Origin of the sequence: Dickeya chrysanthemi NCPPB 402 (assembly GCF_000406105.1) — a bacterium.
Taxonomy (GTDB): Bacteria; Pseudomonadota; Gammaproteobacteria; order Enterobacterales; family Enterobacteriaceae; genus Dickeya; species Dickeya chrysanthemi.
In genome coordinates this window covers 2,266,599-2,284,101 of the sequence record NZ_CM001974.1, presented here as the reverse complement: position 1 = coordinate 2,284,101, position 17,503 = coordinate 2,266,599, and the positions used below count along the sequence as shown (strand labels likewise).

General features: G+C 46.6%; 12 protein-coding genes and 3 pseudogenes. 12 read left to right on the top strand and 3 right to left on the bottom strand.

The genetic code is table 11. From position 1 onward, the window contains the following. Nucleotides 1-8 precede the first annotated feature (8 nt). The 4 genes from DCH402_RS10220 (at nt 9) to DCH402_RS10205 (ending at nt 6,463) form a co-directional block, all read left to right on the top strand. Nucleotides 9-1,409, top strand: a complete 1,401-nt coding sequence (locus DCH402_RS10220; protein WP_040000983.1) for a TolC family outer membrane protein — start codon at nt 9-11, stop codon at nt 1,407-1,409. 167 nt (nt 1,410-1,576) lie between these two features. After that, on the top strand, nt 1,577-3,019 hold the full coding sequence (locus DCH402_RS10215; protein WP_040000982.1) for a serralysin family metalloprotease: 1,443 nt from the start codon (nt 1,577-1,579) through the stop codon (nt 3,017-3,019). 151 nt (nt 3,020-3,170) lie between these two features. Further along, entirely contained in the window at nt 3,171-4,610 is a 1,440-nt protein-coding gene (locus DCH402_RS10210; RefSeq protein WP_040000980.1) for a serralysin family metalloprotease, read from the top strand. Nucleotides 4,611-5,026: 416 nt separating this feature from the next. Next, nucleotides 5,027-6,463, top strand: coding sequence for a serralysin family metalloprotease (locus DCH402_RS10205; protein ID WP_081642154.1), 1,437 nt, complete (start codon nt 5,027-5,029; stop codon nt 6,461-6,463). 275 nt (nt 6,464-6,738) lie between these two features. Here the strand turns inward: DCH402_RS10205 and DCH402_RS10200 are convergent, their stop codons facing one another. Continuing rightward, nucleotides 6,739-7,434: an expansin EXLX1 family cellulose-binding protein gene (locus DCH402_RS10200; protein WP_040000979.1), complete on the bottom strand. Its 696-nt coding sequence runs from the start codon at nt 7,432-7,434 to the stop codon at nt 6,739-6,741. A 294-nt stretch (nt 7,435-7,728) separates the two neighbouring features. Continuing rightward, nucleotides 7,729-8,166, bottom strand: a pseudogene (locus tag DCH402_RS23085) (hypothetical protein). Nucleotides 8,167-9,343: 1,177 nt separating this feature from the next. Between DCH402_RS23085 and DCH402_RS10190 the strand changes: the two are divergent. Continuing rightward, nucleotides 9,344-10,347, top strand: a pseudogene (locus DCH402_RS10190) (acyltransferase). Nucleotides 10,348-10,462: 115 nt separating this feature from the next. Here DCH402_RS10190 and DCH402_RS10185 read toward each other — a convergent pair. Further along, nucleotides 10,463-11,356: a LysR family transcriptional regulator gene (locus DCH402_RS10185; protein WP_040000977.1), complete on the bottom strand. Its 894-nt coding sequence runs from the start codon at nt 11,354-11,356 to the stop codon at nt 10,463-10,465. Between the two features lie 154 nt (nt 11,357-11,510). Here DCH402_RS10185 and DCH402_RS10180 point away from each other — a divergent pair, with 154 nt between their 5' ends. The 7 genes and pseudogenes from DCH402_RS10180 to DCH402_RS23075 all read left to right on the top strand — a co-directional run. Further along, entirely contained in the window at nt 11,511-12,662 is a 1,152-nt protein-coding gene (locus DCH402_RS10180; RefSeq protein WP_040000976.1) for an NADH-dependent flavin oxidoreductase, read from the top strand. 42 nt (nt 12,663-12,704) lie between these two features. Further along, nucleotides 12,705-13,304, top strand: coding sequence for an FMN-dependent NADH-azoreductase (locus tag DCH402_RS10175; protein ID WP_040000975.1), 600 nt, complete (start codon nt 12,705-12,707; stop codon nt 13,302-13,304). A 229-nt stretch (nt 13,305-13,533) separates the two neighbouring features. After that, on the top strand, nt 13,534-13,938 hold the full coding sequence (locus tag DCH402_RS10170) for a YybH family protein (RefSeq protein WP_040000973.1): 405 nt from the start codon (nt 13,534-13,536) through the stop codon (nt 13,936-13,938). A 907-nt stretch (nt 13,939-14,845) separates the two neighbouring features. Continuing rightward, entirely contained in the window at nt 14,846-15,739 is an 894-nt protein-coding gene (locus DCH402_RS10165) for a hypothetical protein (protein ID WP_152486913.1), read from the top strand. A 147-nt stretch (nt 15,740-15,886) separates the two neighbouring features. Continuing rightward, nucleotides 15,887-16,213, top strand: a complete 327-nt coding sequence (locus DCH402_RS22330) for a hypothetical protein (protein WP_152486912.1) — start codon at nt 15,887-15,889, stop codon at nt 16,211-16,213. A gap of 444 nt (nt 16,214-16,657) precedes the next feature. Continuing rightward, the gene (locus tag DCH402_RS22610) at nt 16,658-16,819 is read left to right on the top strand and encodes a hypothetical protein (RefSeq protein WP_161624069.1); all 162 of its coding nucleotides are present in this window, start codon (nt 16,658-16,660) and stop codon (nt 16,817-16,819) included. Nucleotides 16,820-17,310: 491 nt separating this feature from the next. Continuing rightward, nucleotides 17,311-17,503, top strand: a pseudogene (locus DCH402_RS23075) (hypothetical protein); the annotation flags it as partial.

Here is a 17,503-nt window from a genome sequence, read left to right as displayed (position 1 = left end):
AAAAAGCAATGCGAAGGAAAGCGGTATTACTGGCGAGATTATTAGCGGTGGCGTTATCCCTGCCGGGCGTCGGCGCTCAGGCGATGGGGCTACTGGATGCATGGGAGCTGGCGCTGCGTAATGATGCGCAACTCCGTGCGGCGGGCTTTGAGCGCGATGCCGGGCAGGAAGAAGTGGCGATCGGTCGGGCCGGGTTGTTGCCATCGTTGCAATATAGCTATGGCGCCAATTACAGCCACTCTAAGGTGACGCAGCGCGACCGGACGACGGATAACACCACCCAGCGTGATTACAACAACTATGTGTCGACCCTTACGCTGCGTCAGCCGCTGCTGGATTATGCCGCCTGGGCGCGCTACCAGCAGGGCGTTACCCGGAAATTGATGGCCGATCAGCGGTTTCGCGAGCGCAGCCAGGATTTGATGGTCCGATTGTATCAGGCCTGGAGTGATGCGCTGTTGGCGCAGGAGAAACTGATGCTGCTGGATGCGCAGCGCCGCGCCTATCAGGAACAGCTGGCGTTGAATCGTCGCCTGCTGGCGGCGGGTGAAGGAACACAGACCGACCTGCGTGAAACGGAAGCCCGCTATACGGTGATCGAAGCGCAACGTATCGAGCAGGAAGACACGTTAGATGCTGCGATGACCGCGCTGGAAAATATGATCGGCTCGCCGCTACAGATTCAGGATCTGTCCCCGCTGGTGTTGGAGGAGTTGCCGGATAATGTGACGGAGAACCGCCCTTTGACGCAGTGGCGCGAACTGGCGGTGCGGCATAACGCTAAGCTGGCCGTGCAACGAGAGAATGTTGATTACAGCCGCTATGAAATTGAGCGTAATCGTGCCGGTCATCTGCCCTCTGTGGATTTGGTGGCGTCTACCCGTAATAGTTTGTCGGAGTCCGAATACAACTATAACCAGAAATACGATACCCAGACGGTCGGGGTGCAGGTTCGCGTGCCGTTGTATTCCGGAGGCGCGGTTTCCGCATCAATGCGTCAGGCGACGGCGGAGTATGCCCAAAATCAGGCGGAGCTGGATAATCAAACCCGGCAAACCTTTGCGGAACTTCGCCGTCAGTTCAACCTGTGTATCAACGGTTCGGCCAAGATCCGCGCCTGGCAGATGAGCGTTACCACGGCTGCGGAAGCCATCCGCGCTACCCGGCAGAGCGTTGCCGGTGGTGAGCGTATCAATCTGGATGTGCTGATGGCGGAGCAGGAGTGGTACAACGCCCGGCGCGAACTGACTGAAGTGAAATATCGCTGGCTCCAGGCGTGGTTGAATCTACGTTATACCGCCGGCACGTTGAATGATCAGGATATGATGCAATTGGCCGCCTGGTTTCAACCTGCCGACGCCGCTAATAAAAACAGGGCTAAAACGGTATCCGGCAATAAAGTGAATTGATAATAAATTTTTTGCATTAACTCATGCAGTTTCCACGATATTTCTTTCACGGCACGCGGTGAAAGATTGGTGTGTCATTAAATCTCGTTGGTTGTTAATTGACGAAGATTTAATGGCGAAATAAGGCATTCTGACGGTAATAAGTCAGACTTTATGGAAGAAGTAATATGCAACAAAACGAGAATGTATCGTTAAATACCTCTGCTGCCGCCAAGGCCGGTAGTTATACCGGTTATGCAGATGTGTATGACTTTTGGTATTACCATCAGCGCGGTGACGGTGTCACGGTTAATGGTAAGCCGTCTTATTCTACCGACAAAGCGGTGGAAGAGGGGTTAACCCGGCCGCATACCACCTGGAATGGCGACAATGTATACGGCAAAGCGGCGAATTTGACCTATTCGTTTTTGAATACCTTTAGTTCAACGCCTAATGGCCATACCGGACCGGTTAAGTTTACTCCGGTGCAGATGCAACAGGTAAAATTGTCTTTGCAGTCCTGGTCTGATGTGGCGAACCTGACGTTTACTGAAGTCAGCCCTAACCAAAAAGCCAATCTGACCTTCGCTAACTACACTCGCAACGCGGATGGCAGCATCGAAAACGATACTCAGGCCTATGCCGCTTACCCGGGGCAACATCCGTTGTCCGGCAGCGCCTGGTTCAACTACAACCAGCCGAGTATTCGCAACCCGGATACCGAAGAATATGGTCGCCAGACCTTTACCCATGAAATCGGCCATGCGCTGGGGCTGAGTCATCCGGCTGAATATAATGCCGGCGAGGGCGATATCAGCTACAAAAACAGCGCTGTTTATGCGGAAGATTCCCGTCAGTTTAGCATCATGAGTTATTGGGATATCGAAAACACCGGCGGCGACTTCAAAGGCCATTACTCGGCTGGTCCGCTGATGGACGACATCGCGGCTATCCAGAAGTTGTACGGCGCCAATATGACGACCCGTACCGGTGATTCAGTCTACGGTTTCCATTCCAATACCGACCGTGATTTCTACACCGCGAACGACAGCAGCAAAGCGCTGATTTTCTCGGTATGGGATGCGGGCGGTAACGACACCTTTGATTTCTCGGGTTACAGCAATAATCAGCGCATCAACCTGAACGAAGGTTCGTTCTCGGATGTCGGCGGCCTGAAAGGCAACGTTTCCATCGCACACGGTGTGACCATCGAGAATGCGATCGGCGGTTCCGGCAACGATCTTCTGGTAGGTAACGGTGCCGACAACGTGCTGCAGGGCGGTGCGGGCGATGATGTGTTATACGGCAGCACTGGTGCTGATACGTTGGTCGGCGGAGCCGGACGCGACATTTTTGTGTATGGCAGCGGTCAGGATTCCACCTCATCGGTATACGACTGGATTAATGATTTCCAGAGCGGCGTGGATAAAATCGACCTGTCGGCGTTCCGTAATGGAGGCCAGTTGAGCTTTGTTCAGGATCAGTTTACCGGCAAAGGGCAGGAAGTGATGTTGCAGTGGGATGCGGCGAGCAGTGTCACTAACCTGTGGCTTCATGAAGCGGGCCACAGCTCGGTGGATTTCCTGGTGCGTATTGTCGGTCAGGCAACACAGTCCGATATTATTGCATAGTTGATCGCTGAAAATATTAAACAGGGTGGCCTAGCCATCCTGTTTAATAAGATTTCAAAGGAAATCTTATTTTATATGTCATTCTGGCAGGGTGTCGTTCGCCCTGAATAACCAATGACGACTCATCTTTATATTGTTTCAAGAGGATTTTATGGGAAAAAATCTGTCTTTACGTCAAGATGACGCACAACAAGCATTATCCGCCAATACGACCAGCGCGTATAATTCCGTTTATGATTTTCTGCATTATCATGACCGTGGTAATGGCCTGACGGTTAATGGCAAAACATCCTATTCTGCCGATCAGGCAGCCGCGCAAATTACCCGTGAAAATGTCAGTTGGAACGGAACCAATGTATTTGGCAAATCAGCCAATCTGACATTTAAGTTTTTGCAGTCAGCGACGTCAACACCGGCTGGCGATAAAGGCTTTGTAAAATTTAATGCAGAACAGATAGCACAGACGAAATTGGCGCTGCAATCCTGGGCTGATGTGGCAAACCTGACGTTTACCGAAGTAACGGGTAATAAGTCAGCCAACCTTACCTTTGGTAACTATACCCGTGATGCGAGCGGTAACCTGGATTATGGTACACAGGCTTATGCTTATTATCCGGGGAATTATCAGGGCGCGGGGAGTTCCTGGTATAACTATAATCAGTCCAACATCCGTAGCCCCGGGACCGAAGAGTACGGCCGCCAGACTTTAACCCATGAAATTGGCCACGCATTGGGACTGGCGCATCCAGGTGAATACAACGCGGGTGAAGGTGACCCAAGCTATAATGACGCCGTGTATGCGGAAGATAGCTATCAGTTCAGTATCATGAGTTACTGGGGTGAGAATGAAACCGGCGCAGACTACAACGGCCACTATGGCGGCGCGCCGATGATTGATGATATCGCCGCTATCCAGCGGTTGTACGGCGCCAATATGACGACCCGTACCGGCGATTCAGTCTACGGTTTCCATTCCAATACCGACCGTGATTTCTACACCGCGAACGACAGCAGCAAAGCGCTGATTTTCTCGGTATGGGATGCGGGCGGTAACGACACCTTTGATTTCTCGGGTTACAGCAATAATCAGCGCATCAACCTGAACGAAGGTTCGTTCTCGGATGTCGGCGGCCTGAAAGGCAACGTTTCCATCGCACACGGCGTGACCATCGAGAATGCGATCGGCGGTTCCGGCAACGACCTTCTGGTGGGTAACGGTGCCGACAACGTACTGCAGGGCGGCGCGGGCAACGATATTCTGTACGGCGCTGCAGGTGCGGATACGCTGAGCGGTGGTGCGGGCCGCGATACGTTCGTTTACGGCAGTGGTCAGGATTCTACCGTATCGGCATACGACTGGATTAATGATTTCCAGAGCGGTGCGGATAAAATCGACCTGTCGGCGTTCCGTAATGAAGGCCAGTTGAGCTTTGTGCAGGATCAGTTCACCGGCAAAGGGCAGGAAGTCATGCTGCAATGGGATGCGGCGAACAGCATCACCAATCTGTGGCTCCATGAAGCAGGCCACAGCTCGGTAGATTTCCTGGTGCGTATTGTCGGCCAGGCAACACAGTCCGATATTATCGTGTAATGGTATTTTGATCATATTTTACAGGGCAGGTAATCTGCCCTGATTTACCAATAATATCATTCGCGAATATTATTTTTTTTGAAGCAATTCCGGATGAGTATAATCATCTTTGTTTCTGCGCAATCGTTTTCTTTTTTTTGCCCCATTCGAATAACTTATTTCACTTTCATCAATTAGCAATATACTAAAAACAAAAAAATAATTTATTGAATAAAATGAAAAAAATAACGTACTTTTCTTTACAAAAACATTACGGTGACTTATATAAATAGTCAGCGCTATTAATAGCGCTGATTGCATTCACCCAATATCACTGGATTTCTACAGGAAATATGTCATTAAATTGGCAAGGCGTTATTTACCTGTCGATTTAATGGTGATGGGGTTCTCTGGTTATTAACGTCAATGAGGGTTTTATGGAAAAAAATCTGTCTTCACGTGATGATGACGCCTTACATTCATTATCTGCGCCCAGCAGCAGCTATAACTCGATTTATGACCTGTTGCATTATCATGAGCGTGGTAATGGATTGACGATTAACGGTAAACCATCCTATTCAATTGAGGATGCGGGAGATCAAATTACCCGTGATAACGTCAGTTGGAATGGAGCCAATGTATTTGGCAAGTCGGCTAATCTGACTTTCAAATTCCTTCAGTCTGCACGTTCCACTCCGGATGGCGATACCGGTTTCGTCAAGTTTAATGCGGCGCAAATTTCTCAGGCCAAACTGGCATTACAATCCTGGGCGGATGTCGCTAACGTCACCTTTACGGAAGTCACGGGTAATCAGTCGGCCAATGTCACCTTCGGTAACTATACCCGTGATTCCAGCGGCCGCCTGGATTATGGCACGCAAGCGTATGCTTATCTGCCGGGGAGTGGTAGCGCGTCGGGGACGACCTGGTACAACTATAATGTGGATAACATTCGTAGCCCGGATACCATGGAATACGGCCGTCAGACGTTGACCCATGAAATTGGCCACGCGTTGGGCTTGAACCATCCGGGAGACTATAACGCCGGCGAGGGTAACCCCAGTTACAGTGATGTGACCTACGCCGAAGACACCCGTCAGTTCAGTATCATGAGCTACTGGAGCGAAAAAAATACCGGCGGGGATTTCAAAGGTCATTACGCCGCCGGCCCGATGCTGGATGATATCGCCGCTATCCAGCGCCTGTACGGCGCCAATATGACGACCCGTACCGGTGATTCGGTTTATGGTTTCAACTCCAATACCGATCGTGATTTTTACACCGCGACCAGCAGTAGCAAAGCGCTGATTTTCTCGGCGTGGGATGCGGGTGGCAATGATACCTTTGATTTCTCGGGTTACAGCAATAACCAGCGCATTAACCTGAACGATGGCTCACTCTCGGATGTCGGCGGCCTGAAAGGCAATGTATCGATTGCCGAGGGCGTGACGATTGAAAACGCGATTGGCGGCTCCGGTAATGATTTGCTGATTGGTAATAATGCTGACAATACTCTGCGTGGCGGGGCAGGTGATGATGTTCTGTTCGGTGGAAGCGGGGCTGATCGACTGTACGGCGGCAGTGGCCGAGATACCTTTGTGTACACGGCGGCGTCCGACTCCAAGGTCGCGGCACCCGATTGGCTTCTCGATTTTCAGACCGGGGCCGATAAAATCGATCTCTCTGCACTGAATACCGGCAATAATCTGCATTTTGTTAACCAATTCAGCGGTAGTGGCGGTGAGATCATGCTCAACTGGGATGCTTCTGCCAACACCAGCAATCTTTATCTGAATCTGGATAACAACACTTCTCCTGAGTTTTTGGTGAAGATTGTCGGCCAGGTATCTCAGACGGCTGATTTTGTTGTTTAAACTGCATCGAAGGGCGGGTCTCCGCCCTTTATTTTCCCTTTTAGGTTAACCATGTTACGCTGGTTTTCTAAATCAATTTAGTTACAACATACATATGTAATATAAACACCACTCGTCTGAAACAACCGCGTTTTTATTACACTACCGAGAAAACAACATTTGAACAGGTCGAAGGGGGACTGCGATGGTGCAGGCTTTCTCGTTGTCATAACGGAAAGAGGAAAAGGGTTACCGATTGGCTAAGATAACCCTTCAGCGTTGGAGACGTTTACAGGTTAGGGCAGTTGGACTTTACCGGTGATCAGATAGGCTGACGACGTACTGTCCGACATCGGCGGTAACGTATCGCTTAATATATTGCCTTTAATATCGGTGAATTCGATTGGAATATCATTTTTACCCACAAACTCCAGAATGAAATGATTGTAATCCGTTTTTGGTGCGCTAACCCATTGCGTACCTCTTAAATACTTCATTTCAATAATCGGGTATTTAACGTTACGGAATTGTACCGCTGCCCAATAAGGATTGGAGCCTTCTTTAACCCGGTATACAACATTACCACTCACCGGTGCTTTTACCAATTCCCATTGGATATTGATTTTCCCATCCTGTAAGTTACCAATTTTTTCGAAAGCATTGAATGATAAATCCAGTGCACAATCACCGCCTTCAGGATACAAATCCGTAACATATACGATAGTGCTTCCCTTAGGGCCGGTAACTTTTAGATAAGCGCCGGCGAGTGCCGCCTTAACGCCTTTATAATCCAGTTGCGCCCTGTTTAATGCGGTAATCTCCATATTGGAAGGAATCGGATCTAATAATAAAGCACCGCCGGAATAGCCTGATCCGGTGGCCGTCGCATATCCATAACAAATATCACCGAGTTCCCAGGCGGCCTGGGCTTGTTGAGTCAGAGGGAAAAATAACACTGAGGATGCTAATAAAACATTTCTGAGCTTCATCATTTTCACTTCCATATAGTATTTGATGTAAGAATAAGAAGCATGTCCTGCTTCATGTTTAACAGTGTTAGACATTTATTTTTTAAAGAATAGGATAATTCTTAAATTAAGAAAATTAATAAAAATAAATTCGTCATTATTACGACAAAATTCCGGCATCAGGACGGCGGAATAAAGAAACTGATATGTACAATACAATGATATTTACCGTACAAATAACGGCGTAAAATGGAATATTTATGGTAACGATAAATGCGTTCCAACACTGGCCGCAGCCGGTATTTTTTATTGTTTTCATCATTCGTTAACTGTTTCTTCCCAGATGATGAGCTTCCCTTTGAATAAAAGCACACATGTTTTCACGATAAGTAGAGCGATAATAAAATTAGATGCAATGAATAATGGGAAGGCCATCCAGTATAATGCTCCCCCCGGCGCTGCATACCCCAGCCGAATGGATGTCGTCGCCAGCGACGCCACACCGAATGAAAAACTCCAGAATGCGGGAGTAAACGGTTGGGAGCAGTACCAGAGAATCAACCTGATATTGGCATGTCTGACCATTCTTACAATCAACGCAACCATGAGCATCGCCCATATGATGATGGCCAGACCTGCCGGTATGGTTGTCACCGGCCATATAGTCGCGGCAAATCGTCAGGAAAAGCCCAGCCCAATGATCCCCAGAACGATGCCAAAGTAACCTGCGGGAAGGTTAAGGTGTGAATTTTTCATCACCGTTCTCCTGAAAATTTCAAATGATTATTCAATGCAGCGTTCATGGGCCAGGAAGGGGTCGTTATTGTCCCTCTTTCTTACTGGTGTTCAAAAAACCATCCCGCGTTATCGGCCGTTATACTTATATCGTTGTCTATCCCTCATATAGGGAATACTGTCTCTAACCTTTGTTATACCCGTCATACTTCACGTTGCAGATGTGTTGGCTTTCCTCTCACCCCAGTCACTTACTTGCGGGGATCCGCTGCGTTACCGCGTGACAAGACTCATGATCAATCTCACCCTGAAGGGCCAACGCGAATTATTTTGGTATATAACGTGTGAATAACAAAACTGATGCATTTACGGAAAATACGGGTAATAAACTAAACGGCGGTTAACGTTAGAAGATTCTTTCTTATATAAGAAATTCTTACTGATAGGTGGCAATACACCCTGTTGTTATAAGGGGAACCGTGTTAGTCGGCCCACGGCAGGTCTGTGGAGTAACGCAATCAGCGAACAGCCTGAAAGCGGGGATGACGCGGTGATACCACGCTCACGATTCTTTCTGATGTCGTGTTTTATACGTGGAATGCTATTTTTACTGTGATATGATTACTCCACCTTCTCATTAGGGCCATTTCACTTGCCATTTTTTAATTTTGGTTGTCCTCGATATCTTCGCATACTCTGGGTGAATCGATACGCTGAATTATTGAGCAAGGCCTTCTACCTGTCAGCTCGTCACATCCATCGGATATAAGGCTGGCAAAAAATTGAGATAGATTTTATACCCAAAATAATTCGAGTTGCAGGAAGGCGGCAAGAGAGAGACAAATTCGTCGGGAACGAATTTGACCAGCCAAAGGCTGGCCTCTGGTGAGAGACAGGATGTCTCTCATTTCATCCCGATGAGCTTACTCAGGTAAGTGATTCGGGTGAACGAACGCAGCCAACACACCTGCAACTTGAAGTATGACGGGTATATACCCCAAATAATTCGAGTTGCATGACAAAACGCTTTGCGTTGGCTCTTCAGGGTGAGATTGATCATGAGTCTTGTCACGCGGTAACGCAGCGGATCCCCGCAAGGAAAACCAACACATCTGCAACGTGAAGTATGACGGGTATATAAAAAATAATATGCTGTTGAACATTTTTATGGAATACATAACAAAGAGAACGTAATAGAATGGAATGGCTCTATATAGCTAGAATTGTTTCGACTTTTGCTGTTATTGTTTTGCATATCTCTGCCTATACGGTAAGCCTGGCCGAGCTTGGCAGTTTTTCCTGGTGGGCAGGAAACGTATATGATTCATTGGCCCGTTGGTGTGTTCCCGTTTTCGTCATGATTAGCGGAGCACTATTACTCGCACCTGAAAAAAATGAAAACCTTTCTTTCTTTTACAAAAAAAGGATGAGCAAAGTATTTTACCCGTTGGTTTTCTGGTCTGTTTTTTTATTTTATGGGGGATAGGGAAAGCAAAACTCAGCGGAGGAGGGGAGAACGATGTATTAAAAAACATCATAAATGGAAGGCCCTATTATCACATGTGGTTTTTATATATGATCATTGGGTTATATATTTTCACTCCATTAATTAGAATCTTGGTGAAAAACGCCAGCGAAGAAAATCTGCTGTTTTTTATCTTTTTGATGTTTGCTTTTTGCTCATTAAGCGATGCGTACAATTTTTCGATCGGGAGCAATGATTTTTTATTCATTAGCGAGTTCATTTATTACCTTCCTTATTATATTTCTGGTTACCTGATAGCCAGAAAAAAATCGACCAGACCATCCTCACATTTTCTTTTTCTATTCTTTATTTCATTTTCTTTCACTTGCATTTCTTTTTATCTTTTGTCTATTGCATTAGGAAAAGAGAATGGACTCTATTTTTATAACTACCTCAGCATCAATGTTATTGTAATGTCTATTTCTTTCATGTGGATATTTAAAAACTGCCACATCAATCATCTTTATATTGAAAAGCTAAAGTCTTTAGCTGATTTCAGTCTTGGCACGTATTTGATCCATCCTGTCTTTGTCGAGTTACTCTATTACCTGGCTTCTAAGAAGTGGATAGAACAATCCATCTTCGCGATACCGTTAATTTCAGCGATCGTTTTTTCATGCTGCATTATTTCGGTCTTTCTGATAAAGAAAGTGCCTTACTTAAGAAGAGTCGTGTGATTTTCAACATCTTTGGCGCTATGATCCCAAGCGTACGGCATAATGTCGTTATATGGCAAACGCCTTCAGATAATTATCTGAAGGCGTTACATCCGTTACGCGTTTCTCAACCCGCCTACGAACGATACCGAAGGGTTTCGACGAATAAAGAGAAGGCGGAAGAGTGGTGCCGGCGGTTAGGGTAGTAGAGATGATAGCCAGGTATGTCCAGTGTAAACTGGCTGAGCACCTGGATAAGGCTGCCGTTGTCGATAAATCTCTGTACCTGATCCTTATGGATCCACGCCAGACCATGCCCATCCAGTACCGCGTCGATCAGCAGATCAATGGTATTAACGACCAGTTGCCCCTCGCACCGAACGCTTATTTCTTGTCCGTCACGCATTAGAGGCCATCCAATCAATGTGCCGGATGTCGGCAGACGAAAGTTGATCACGCTATGGTCGAGCAACTCTGTCGGCGTTTTCGGTGCGGGACGTCTTGCCAGATAGGCCGGGCTGGCAACGATAGCCATCGGGATGTCGGGACCAATCCGCATTGCAATCATGTCCTTGTCGATGCCTCCTCCCAGGCGAATGCCCGCATCAAATTTATGGGCAACGACGTCTACCAGTGCGTGATCAACGCTAACCTCAATATGAATGTCGGGACTGTCTGCCAGCAACGGCTTCAGGGCCGGCATGAGTATGGTCTTTGCCGCATGTTCCACCGTTGTGATCCGGATCGTTCCAGAAGGGCGGTCACGCAGTTCACCGAGGGAGCTTATCACCGTGTCGAGGTCATGCAGCATGGGCCCAAGCTTCGCAAGCAGACGCTCTCCAGCCTCAGTCGGCGCGACACTGCGCGTCGTGCGCGAGAGCAGGCGCAGTCCCACTCGTTCCTCGACACGGCGAACGATCTGGCTAAGGGCTGACTGCGCCATTCCCAGGCGGAGAGCCGCCTTCGTGAAGCTGCGTTCCTCGGCAACCACCACGAAAGCGGTCAGATCGGCAATCTCGTCGCGACGCAAGGTTTTCTCTCCTCACTATTAATCACTGAAATGATAAGGCTAAGTGTTTTTATACATCTAGTCCACTTAATCGATAACCCCTATCTTAGCCAACAACGCCGAGGCTCGCTCCTCCCGGATCAAAATTGTTCGCATTCATTGCAAGGAAAATCTCGTGACCCATTCAAACCCGCTTTTTGACGGTTTCCACTTTAAAAATGGTATTACGTTGAGAAATCGCGTTGTCATGACGCCAATGACAACCTGGTCCGCCAATCCAGACGAGACTATCTCCGACCAGGAGGTCGCCTATGTCCAGGCTCGCGCCAAAGACGTTGGCATGGTCATCACCGGATGCACGCACGTCACTCCGGAAGGGATCGGCTTCACGGGCGAATTCGCCGCCTACGATGACCGTTTCATCCCCAGCCTGCGCAAGCTGGCGCAAGCCGCAAAGAGCGGCGGTGCTCCGGCTATCCTGCAGATCTTTCATGCAGGCAGTAAAGCGGTGCCGGAACTTGTTCCGAACGGGCGGATCGTAGGGCCCAGCACGATGGAAGTGCCCGCCGGTTTGTTTAACAAGGGGGGGCATACCGTCACTCCGCTGACGCACGACGAGATTGAGAGCATCATCAAGGCATTCGGTGATGCGACACGCCGCGCGATCGACGCTGGTTTCGATGGCGTTGAGTTGCATGGCGCACACGGATTCCTCCTTCAGGACTTTTTCTCGCCCTTGGCTAATCATCGCGACGACGAATGGGGCGGCTCTCTGAACAACAGACTTCGCTTCCCGTTGGCCGTCGTTCAAGCCGTCAGCCAGGTCATCAAGGCGCACGCTGATCGACCTTTTCTGCTGGGATACCGTATTTCACCTGAAGAACAGGCGGAAGGTGGGTTGCGGATCGCGGATACCAAGATACTGATCGACGAGCTGATCAAAGCCGGTGTCGATTATATCCATGCGTCGCTATACGACGTGCTCAATGGCAAGCCGATTGTTGATGACGGCGGCAAGACGACGGCGCAATTGATCATTGAGCACGTAGCCAACCGCGTTCCCGTAATCGCGGCCGGTGGCCTCAAGACGCCGGCGCTGGCACAGGCGGCATTGGACGCAGGCCTCTCGTTGACAGCCATCGGTCAGGCTCTGGTCATGAATCCAAATTGGGTCGCACTGGCCAAGGCCGGTCGTGCGGATGAAATCGTGAACGTCCTCGACCCTGCGTCGGTGCCGGATCTGAACATCCCGGAAAAACTGTGGGCTGTTATCAGCTATGCGAAGGGCTGGTTCCCGTTAGTTGAGACCGAGCCGGCGGCTGAGTGACGCTTTCCAACTGTCAATAGTTTTTTTCAAGAGAAAAATATAATGGCAAACATACTGGTTCTACACAGCAGCATCAATTTATCGGGTTCCGTGACCCGCGAGCTTGCAGCTGCCTTTATCGAACGTCATCAGGAACAGAATCCAGAAGATACGATTGTCGAGCGCGATCTTGTCAAGACACCTATACCGCACATGCCACCGACACTTCTGGAGTTACAGCTTGGCGCTGCGGCGCCTGAGCAGCCGGACGAGTATGCAGCGCTCGCTGAAGAGCTCATCTCAGAGCTCGAAAAGGCAGATACTGTCGTTATTGGTGTTCCTATGTATAGCTTCACCGTACCCTCAGTTCTCAAGGCTTGGATTGACTACGTTGCTCGGGCCGGTCGTACGTTCACTTATGTAAACGGTGCTTCCGTTGGTCTATTACAAGGAAAGAAGGTCGTACTCCTTATCTCAGCGGGTGGCATTTATACCAGTGGTCCGACAATGAGCTCCGATTTTACAGAAAATTATTTGCGCGCCGTGCTCGGCTTTTTAGGCCTCACGGCAGTTGTCGCAATCCGCGTCGAAGCACAGGGAAAATCGGGACCTGCAGGCTCCGTCTCGCGCGCGAAAGCGCTTGAACTCATCCGCACGATGTAACGGTGAACTTCGCACCGGATAACAGGGTTATTGTCGTACTCGCTATTTGCTTGGTCGTGATACTGCGTAGGTCGATGCTGGATGCTACAAAGCCCCAAAGGTACGTGGCGCAACTGGTGTTTAAGGCAGATTGAACAAGCAAAGGAGAGATAAAGTCTAGCGGCCTGTGCATGTAATGGGGTTTGAAATAATTTGCCTGGCTTCCAGGTAATGCTGGTGAGGAATGATAATGAATAAGACATCTAATGAAGAACTGGCCGCTATTGAAGCGGCGGCGGTCGCTTACTTGACAGCCTTCAATCGCGCCGACATCGCTGCTGTAATAGCAACATATACTGATGACGGCGTACTGATGGGGCCAGGCAGACCAGCAGCAGTGGGCAAGGACGAGCTTGCTGTGGTCTATCACAGCGTGTTTGAAACAGTCGGCTTCGATATGGCCTACGAAATAAAAGAGGTTGAGCAAATCAGCGCCGACTGGGCCTTTGTTCGGAGTGCCACCGAGGGAATCGAAACCGACAAAGCAACCGGCGTCGCGACTCCTGCGGCTTATCAGGAACTGTTTCTGCTACGGAAGTCGGCTACCGGATCATGGCAGACGGCGCGATATTGCACGTCCAAGATCAGTCCATAGAGCCTGATTAGCATACTGGCGAGAACACGGCTTTATCATAACTGGGGTTGTTGTAGGTCTTTTGTTTCTGCAGGCGCTGCAACACTCCAGATTTTTCTGGTGTTGCGGGATCTTCACCAGCGGGGGGAAGGGATTAAGAGTGCAGAACCAGACGTAACGTTTGGAAAAAAAGCCATCATCATTTCAGCCGTGAGGATTCGAAATCGTTTCATCTATATACCTCAGCGAGACATAGAAGTGAGTGGTGGGGTAAATGGCGGTGGGAATTAAGCTAAAGGTTCATTCAACTTAATTTAACTTATGTTGCGTGGAAATTCAGTTCATAAGATAAATCCGTAACACTCAGTTGTTTTAACTTAATATTTTTAATAAAAAGATTAAGTTACTTCCAAACAGCTTCATGAACTAGCTAAGAATGCGCTTCTTATGAGCATTTTCTAACCACTTTTTCTGCTACAGATGATAAACCATGTCTCATCGCAATCACATAGCCAAGCCCATCAAGTTTTAGGGGGTTATCTGATTGCCTTCTTGAACAATCCATGAAATTTGGTAGCATTTGATACATCAATACTTTATCGGAACTTATGACTCTGATGGCGGTAGCATTGTTAATGCTTGCCGAGGTATACATGAAGAGTATCGGCAGGATAAGAAGGCTAGTTAGGATTGAAACCCATCGTGGTCGAGCGGTTTGAAGAACAGCCGAAAGTATATTATTGCATTTTGCCAAGCCTACAAAGGCAGAATATTCTATGAAAGATATTATTGAGCATTTGATAGAAAGTGGGACTGAAGGGCCCTGGTGGGATTATAAAGGAATTCATCACCATACTTGTTCATGCTATTCTCTGTAAGTCGAATGATTACAGTCCCTAAAATTTATAATAAGGAGTATGTGGTAATCATGAACGAAGATGAGAACGAAAGTTTCAATAGATGGAGTTGTCTTGATCCAAATACAAATTCTTATCGAATTTTTAACAAACACCATTGTGAAATAAATGATTATATTTGGAGTTTTGTACCATTACAAAGCTTTGGGGAGTATTTAGTAAGGCATGAAAAAGCTGATAAAACTATTCATGATATATTTCATGTATCCGGGATAGACTCTAGAAGAGTAGAGAAAAGTAAAATACTCTGGATGAAAAACTTCAAGAGCTTCCAGAATTTATGCTATATAAATGCTTTAACCTCAATACTTTCATATTTAGAATTTTATATAAAAAGGATTAGCACAATTTCCTTGTTATCAGACCCAGGAGTCATGATTGGAGAATCTAGAGCAGTTGATGGGACGAGGTTAATTAAAAACACCAAAACAGTGAACACTGAAAAAATAATAACCTCTCTTGTGAAGGGGACTTGGCATGATAGGGCTAAAAATTTCGAATTGGTTTTTTTGGAATTACCATCCTCAATTCGTGATAACATTGAAATATTGGAAAAAATAAGAAAAATAAGAAATCGAGCGGCGCATTCATTCAGCAGAATGGATAATGGCGTCCTTGTTGATCGAGTGGAGGATAAATTCCATGACAAGGTTGAGTTGGAATCATTGAAGAGATATATGTCACTAATTAGCGATATAGCAGTTGATATAGATAAACAGCTCTTAAGAAATAATATTGGAGAATTTGAATCAATATACATCTATCACAGCAACCAAGACAAATTCAAAGGGTTCAATAATGAAAAATCTCGACAATTTGGTACTTTGTTAAACAGCAGCTATGTTGGTAACATCCGAAGCAAGAGATTTTGTAAGCAATTAATTGACTATTATAGCGGGTTGTAGATTTTAGTTATATCTGAGATGGCATAAATGCAGCTTTAACAAAAAATTTAGACTCTTAGAAGACTAAATATGTTTAAAAAAATACATAAGGATACTTAAATTTTATCATGTTAAAAATTAACAACTTAAGAATGCAAGGGAAGTAAAATGAATAATATAGCTAAATTGCTTACCGTTGGATTGTTATCGCTTCCATTAACCGCTATTTCAGCATTTTCATCCAGTGGATGGGTAATGGTACCACGCTCAGACCAAAATGACTTCAAGATTATTTGCAAGGAAGGGAATAATATTGTATGGGGGATTTACCCGCGAGGTGATACATCGGAATATCAGGTAGCAAGAAATATCTATATGCTTCGGACAGATGATGGTCGCTTTGTATTGAGTTTCATGCGGGGTTTTATCTCTGCTAACAAAGAAACGACATATATACCTGCACAAGGGGTCAGTTGCGAAGCATCTGAGAAATAGCAAGGTTACACGGTAGACCATTGATTTTAAATTTTAAATCATATGGTTATGTGGTAATGTAAAAATGAATTCACATCCATAGAGGTTCATGAACTAACAGAGAATGTACTTCTTATGAGCATTCTCTGACAGCTTACTTTACTTCAGTTCATGAACCATTCCCTATCGCAATCGCATAACCAAGCACATCAAGCGCTAAGGTTTATCTGATTGTTTACTTGAACAATTCGTGAATTTCATTAACATTTAATACAGTAATACTTAATCAGGACTGATGTTTCTGATGGCAGTAGCGTTGTCAAGACTGGCTGGGTTTACCTGAGGAGTATCGATCTGATAAGAAGATTAATGCTAGCCGAGAGCGACGTAAATATCAGGCGAACGAACGCAAGGGGCACGTTATATTCATCAGTATTTTTTTGCCTCTCATTATAGGAATGACTCATGGATGAATTAGCAACTAATCTTGCCAAAGATCTGAGGAGCGTCTTATCTAATAATAGTGATTATTTGGCAGATGCAGGTGTTCCGTTCTTTGGTGCGTTTCCTGCAAATTGTTGCCAAGGATCATCCGTATTTTTTGGGATGCTTCTGAGCCACTTTTAACACTATAATTCAATAAAAGTAATTCATGGTTCAACTCGGAATAGGATTTATCATCACTTCTGGGTTGAAGTCAACTCCAAAATTTATGACCTCACAATTGATCAATTTCATGAAAATCTTGGGAGTAAGTACTCTAGAATAGAAGCCCCTGTATATGGGGAAGAGAAACACCCCCTAAGGAAATACTTTTTCTATAAAGAAAGGATGAGCACAACTCTAGCGTTCTCGATTTTTGTGCAAAAGCACGCGAATCTAGAGCAGATATTTCCTGCATATCAATTTATTCGTAGAGAGATTGAAAAGATGGGATGGAATTTTCCATAACCGGATAGACCTAATACTATATAGAACCATTTTTTGTTGGCAGGTAGCTGTCGGACTAGATGAAACTTTCGATGTTGAAAGAATATGATTGCAAGATTAGGTCTAGAGCCCGCGCCTGACGATGAAGGTTACATATTTCTGGAACACAACAAACATAGGGATGTCATATGGTTTCTGAAATTGAACTTAGAGATATTCAACCCAAAGGGGTCGCAGGTGTTCCATCCTCTTCACATGTCCAGACTGGATTACCGATTCCGAAAACAGTGAGGGTTCAGTTCTTTAGCCCTGAGGAATGGGAGGCGTTTACGGAGGAATGGGCAAGTCATCTCAAAAACGAATATGTAACGGCTAGACGTT

Excerpts from the sequence above, each read along its gene's own strand:
- DCH402_RS10220 (WP_040000983.1), top strand. The coding sequence starts at position 9 with ATGCGAAGGAAAGCGGTATTACTGGCGAGATTATTAGCGGTGGCGTTA.
- DCH402_RS10205 (WP_081642154.1), top strand. The coding sequence starts at position 5,027 with ATGGAAAAAAATCTGTCTTCACGTGATGATGACGCCTTACATTCATTA.
- DCH402_RS10175 (WP_040000975.1), top strand. The coding sequence starts at position 12,705 with ATGGCAAACATACTGGTTCTACACAGCAGCATCAATTTATCGGGTTCC.
- DCH402_RS10210 (WP_040000980.1), top strand. The coding sequence starts at position 3,171 with ATGGGAAAAAATCTGTCTTTACGTCAAGATGACGCACAACAAGCATTA.
- DCH402_RS22330 (WP_152486912.1), top strand. The coding sequence starts at position 15,887 with ATGAATAATATAGCTAAATTGCTTACCGTTGGATTGTTATCGCTTCCA.
- DCH402_RS10215 (WP_040000982.1), top strand. The coding sequence starts at position 1,577 with ATGCAACAAAACGAGAATGTATCGTTAAATACCTCTGCTGCCGCCAAG.
- DCH402_RS10165 (WP_152486913.1), top strand. The coding sequence starts at position 14,846 with ATGAACGAAGATGAGAACGAAAGTTTCAATAGATGGAGTTGTCTTGAT.
- DCH402_RS10200 (WP_040000979.1), bottom strand. The coding sequence starts at position 7,434 with ATGATGAAGCTCAGAAATGTTTTATTAGCATCCTCAGTGTTATTTTTC.
- DCH402_RS22610 (WP_161624069.1), top strand. The coding sequence starts at position 16,658 with ATGGATGAATTAGCAACTAATCTTGCCAAAGATCTGAGGAGCGTCTTA.
- DCH402_RS10170 (WP_040000973.1), top strand. The coding sequence starts at position 13,534 with ATGAATAAGACATCTAATGAAGAACTGGCCGCTATTGAAGCGGCGGCG.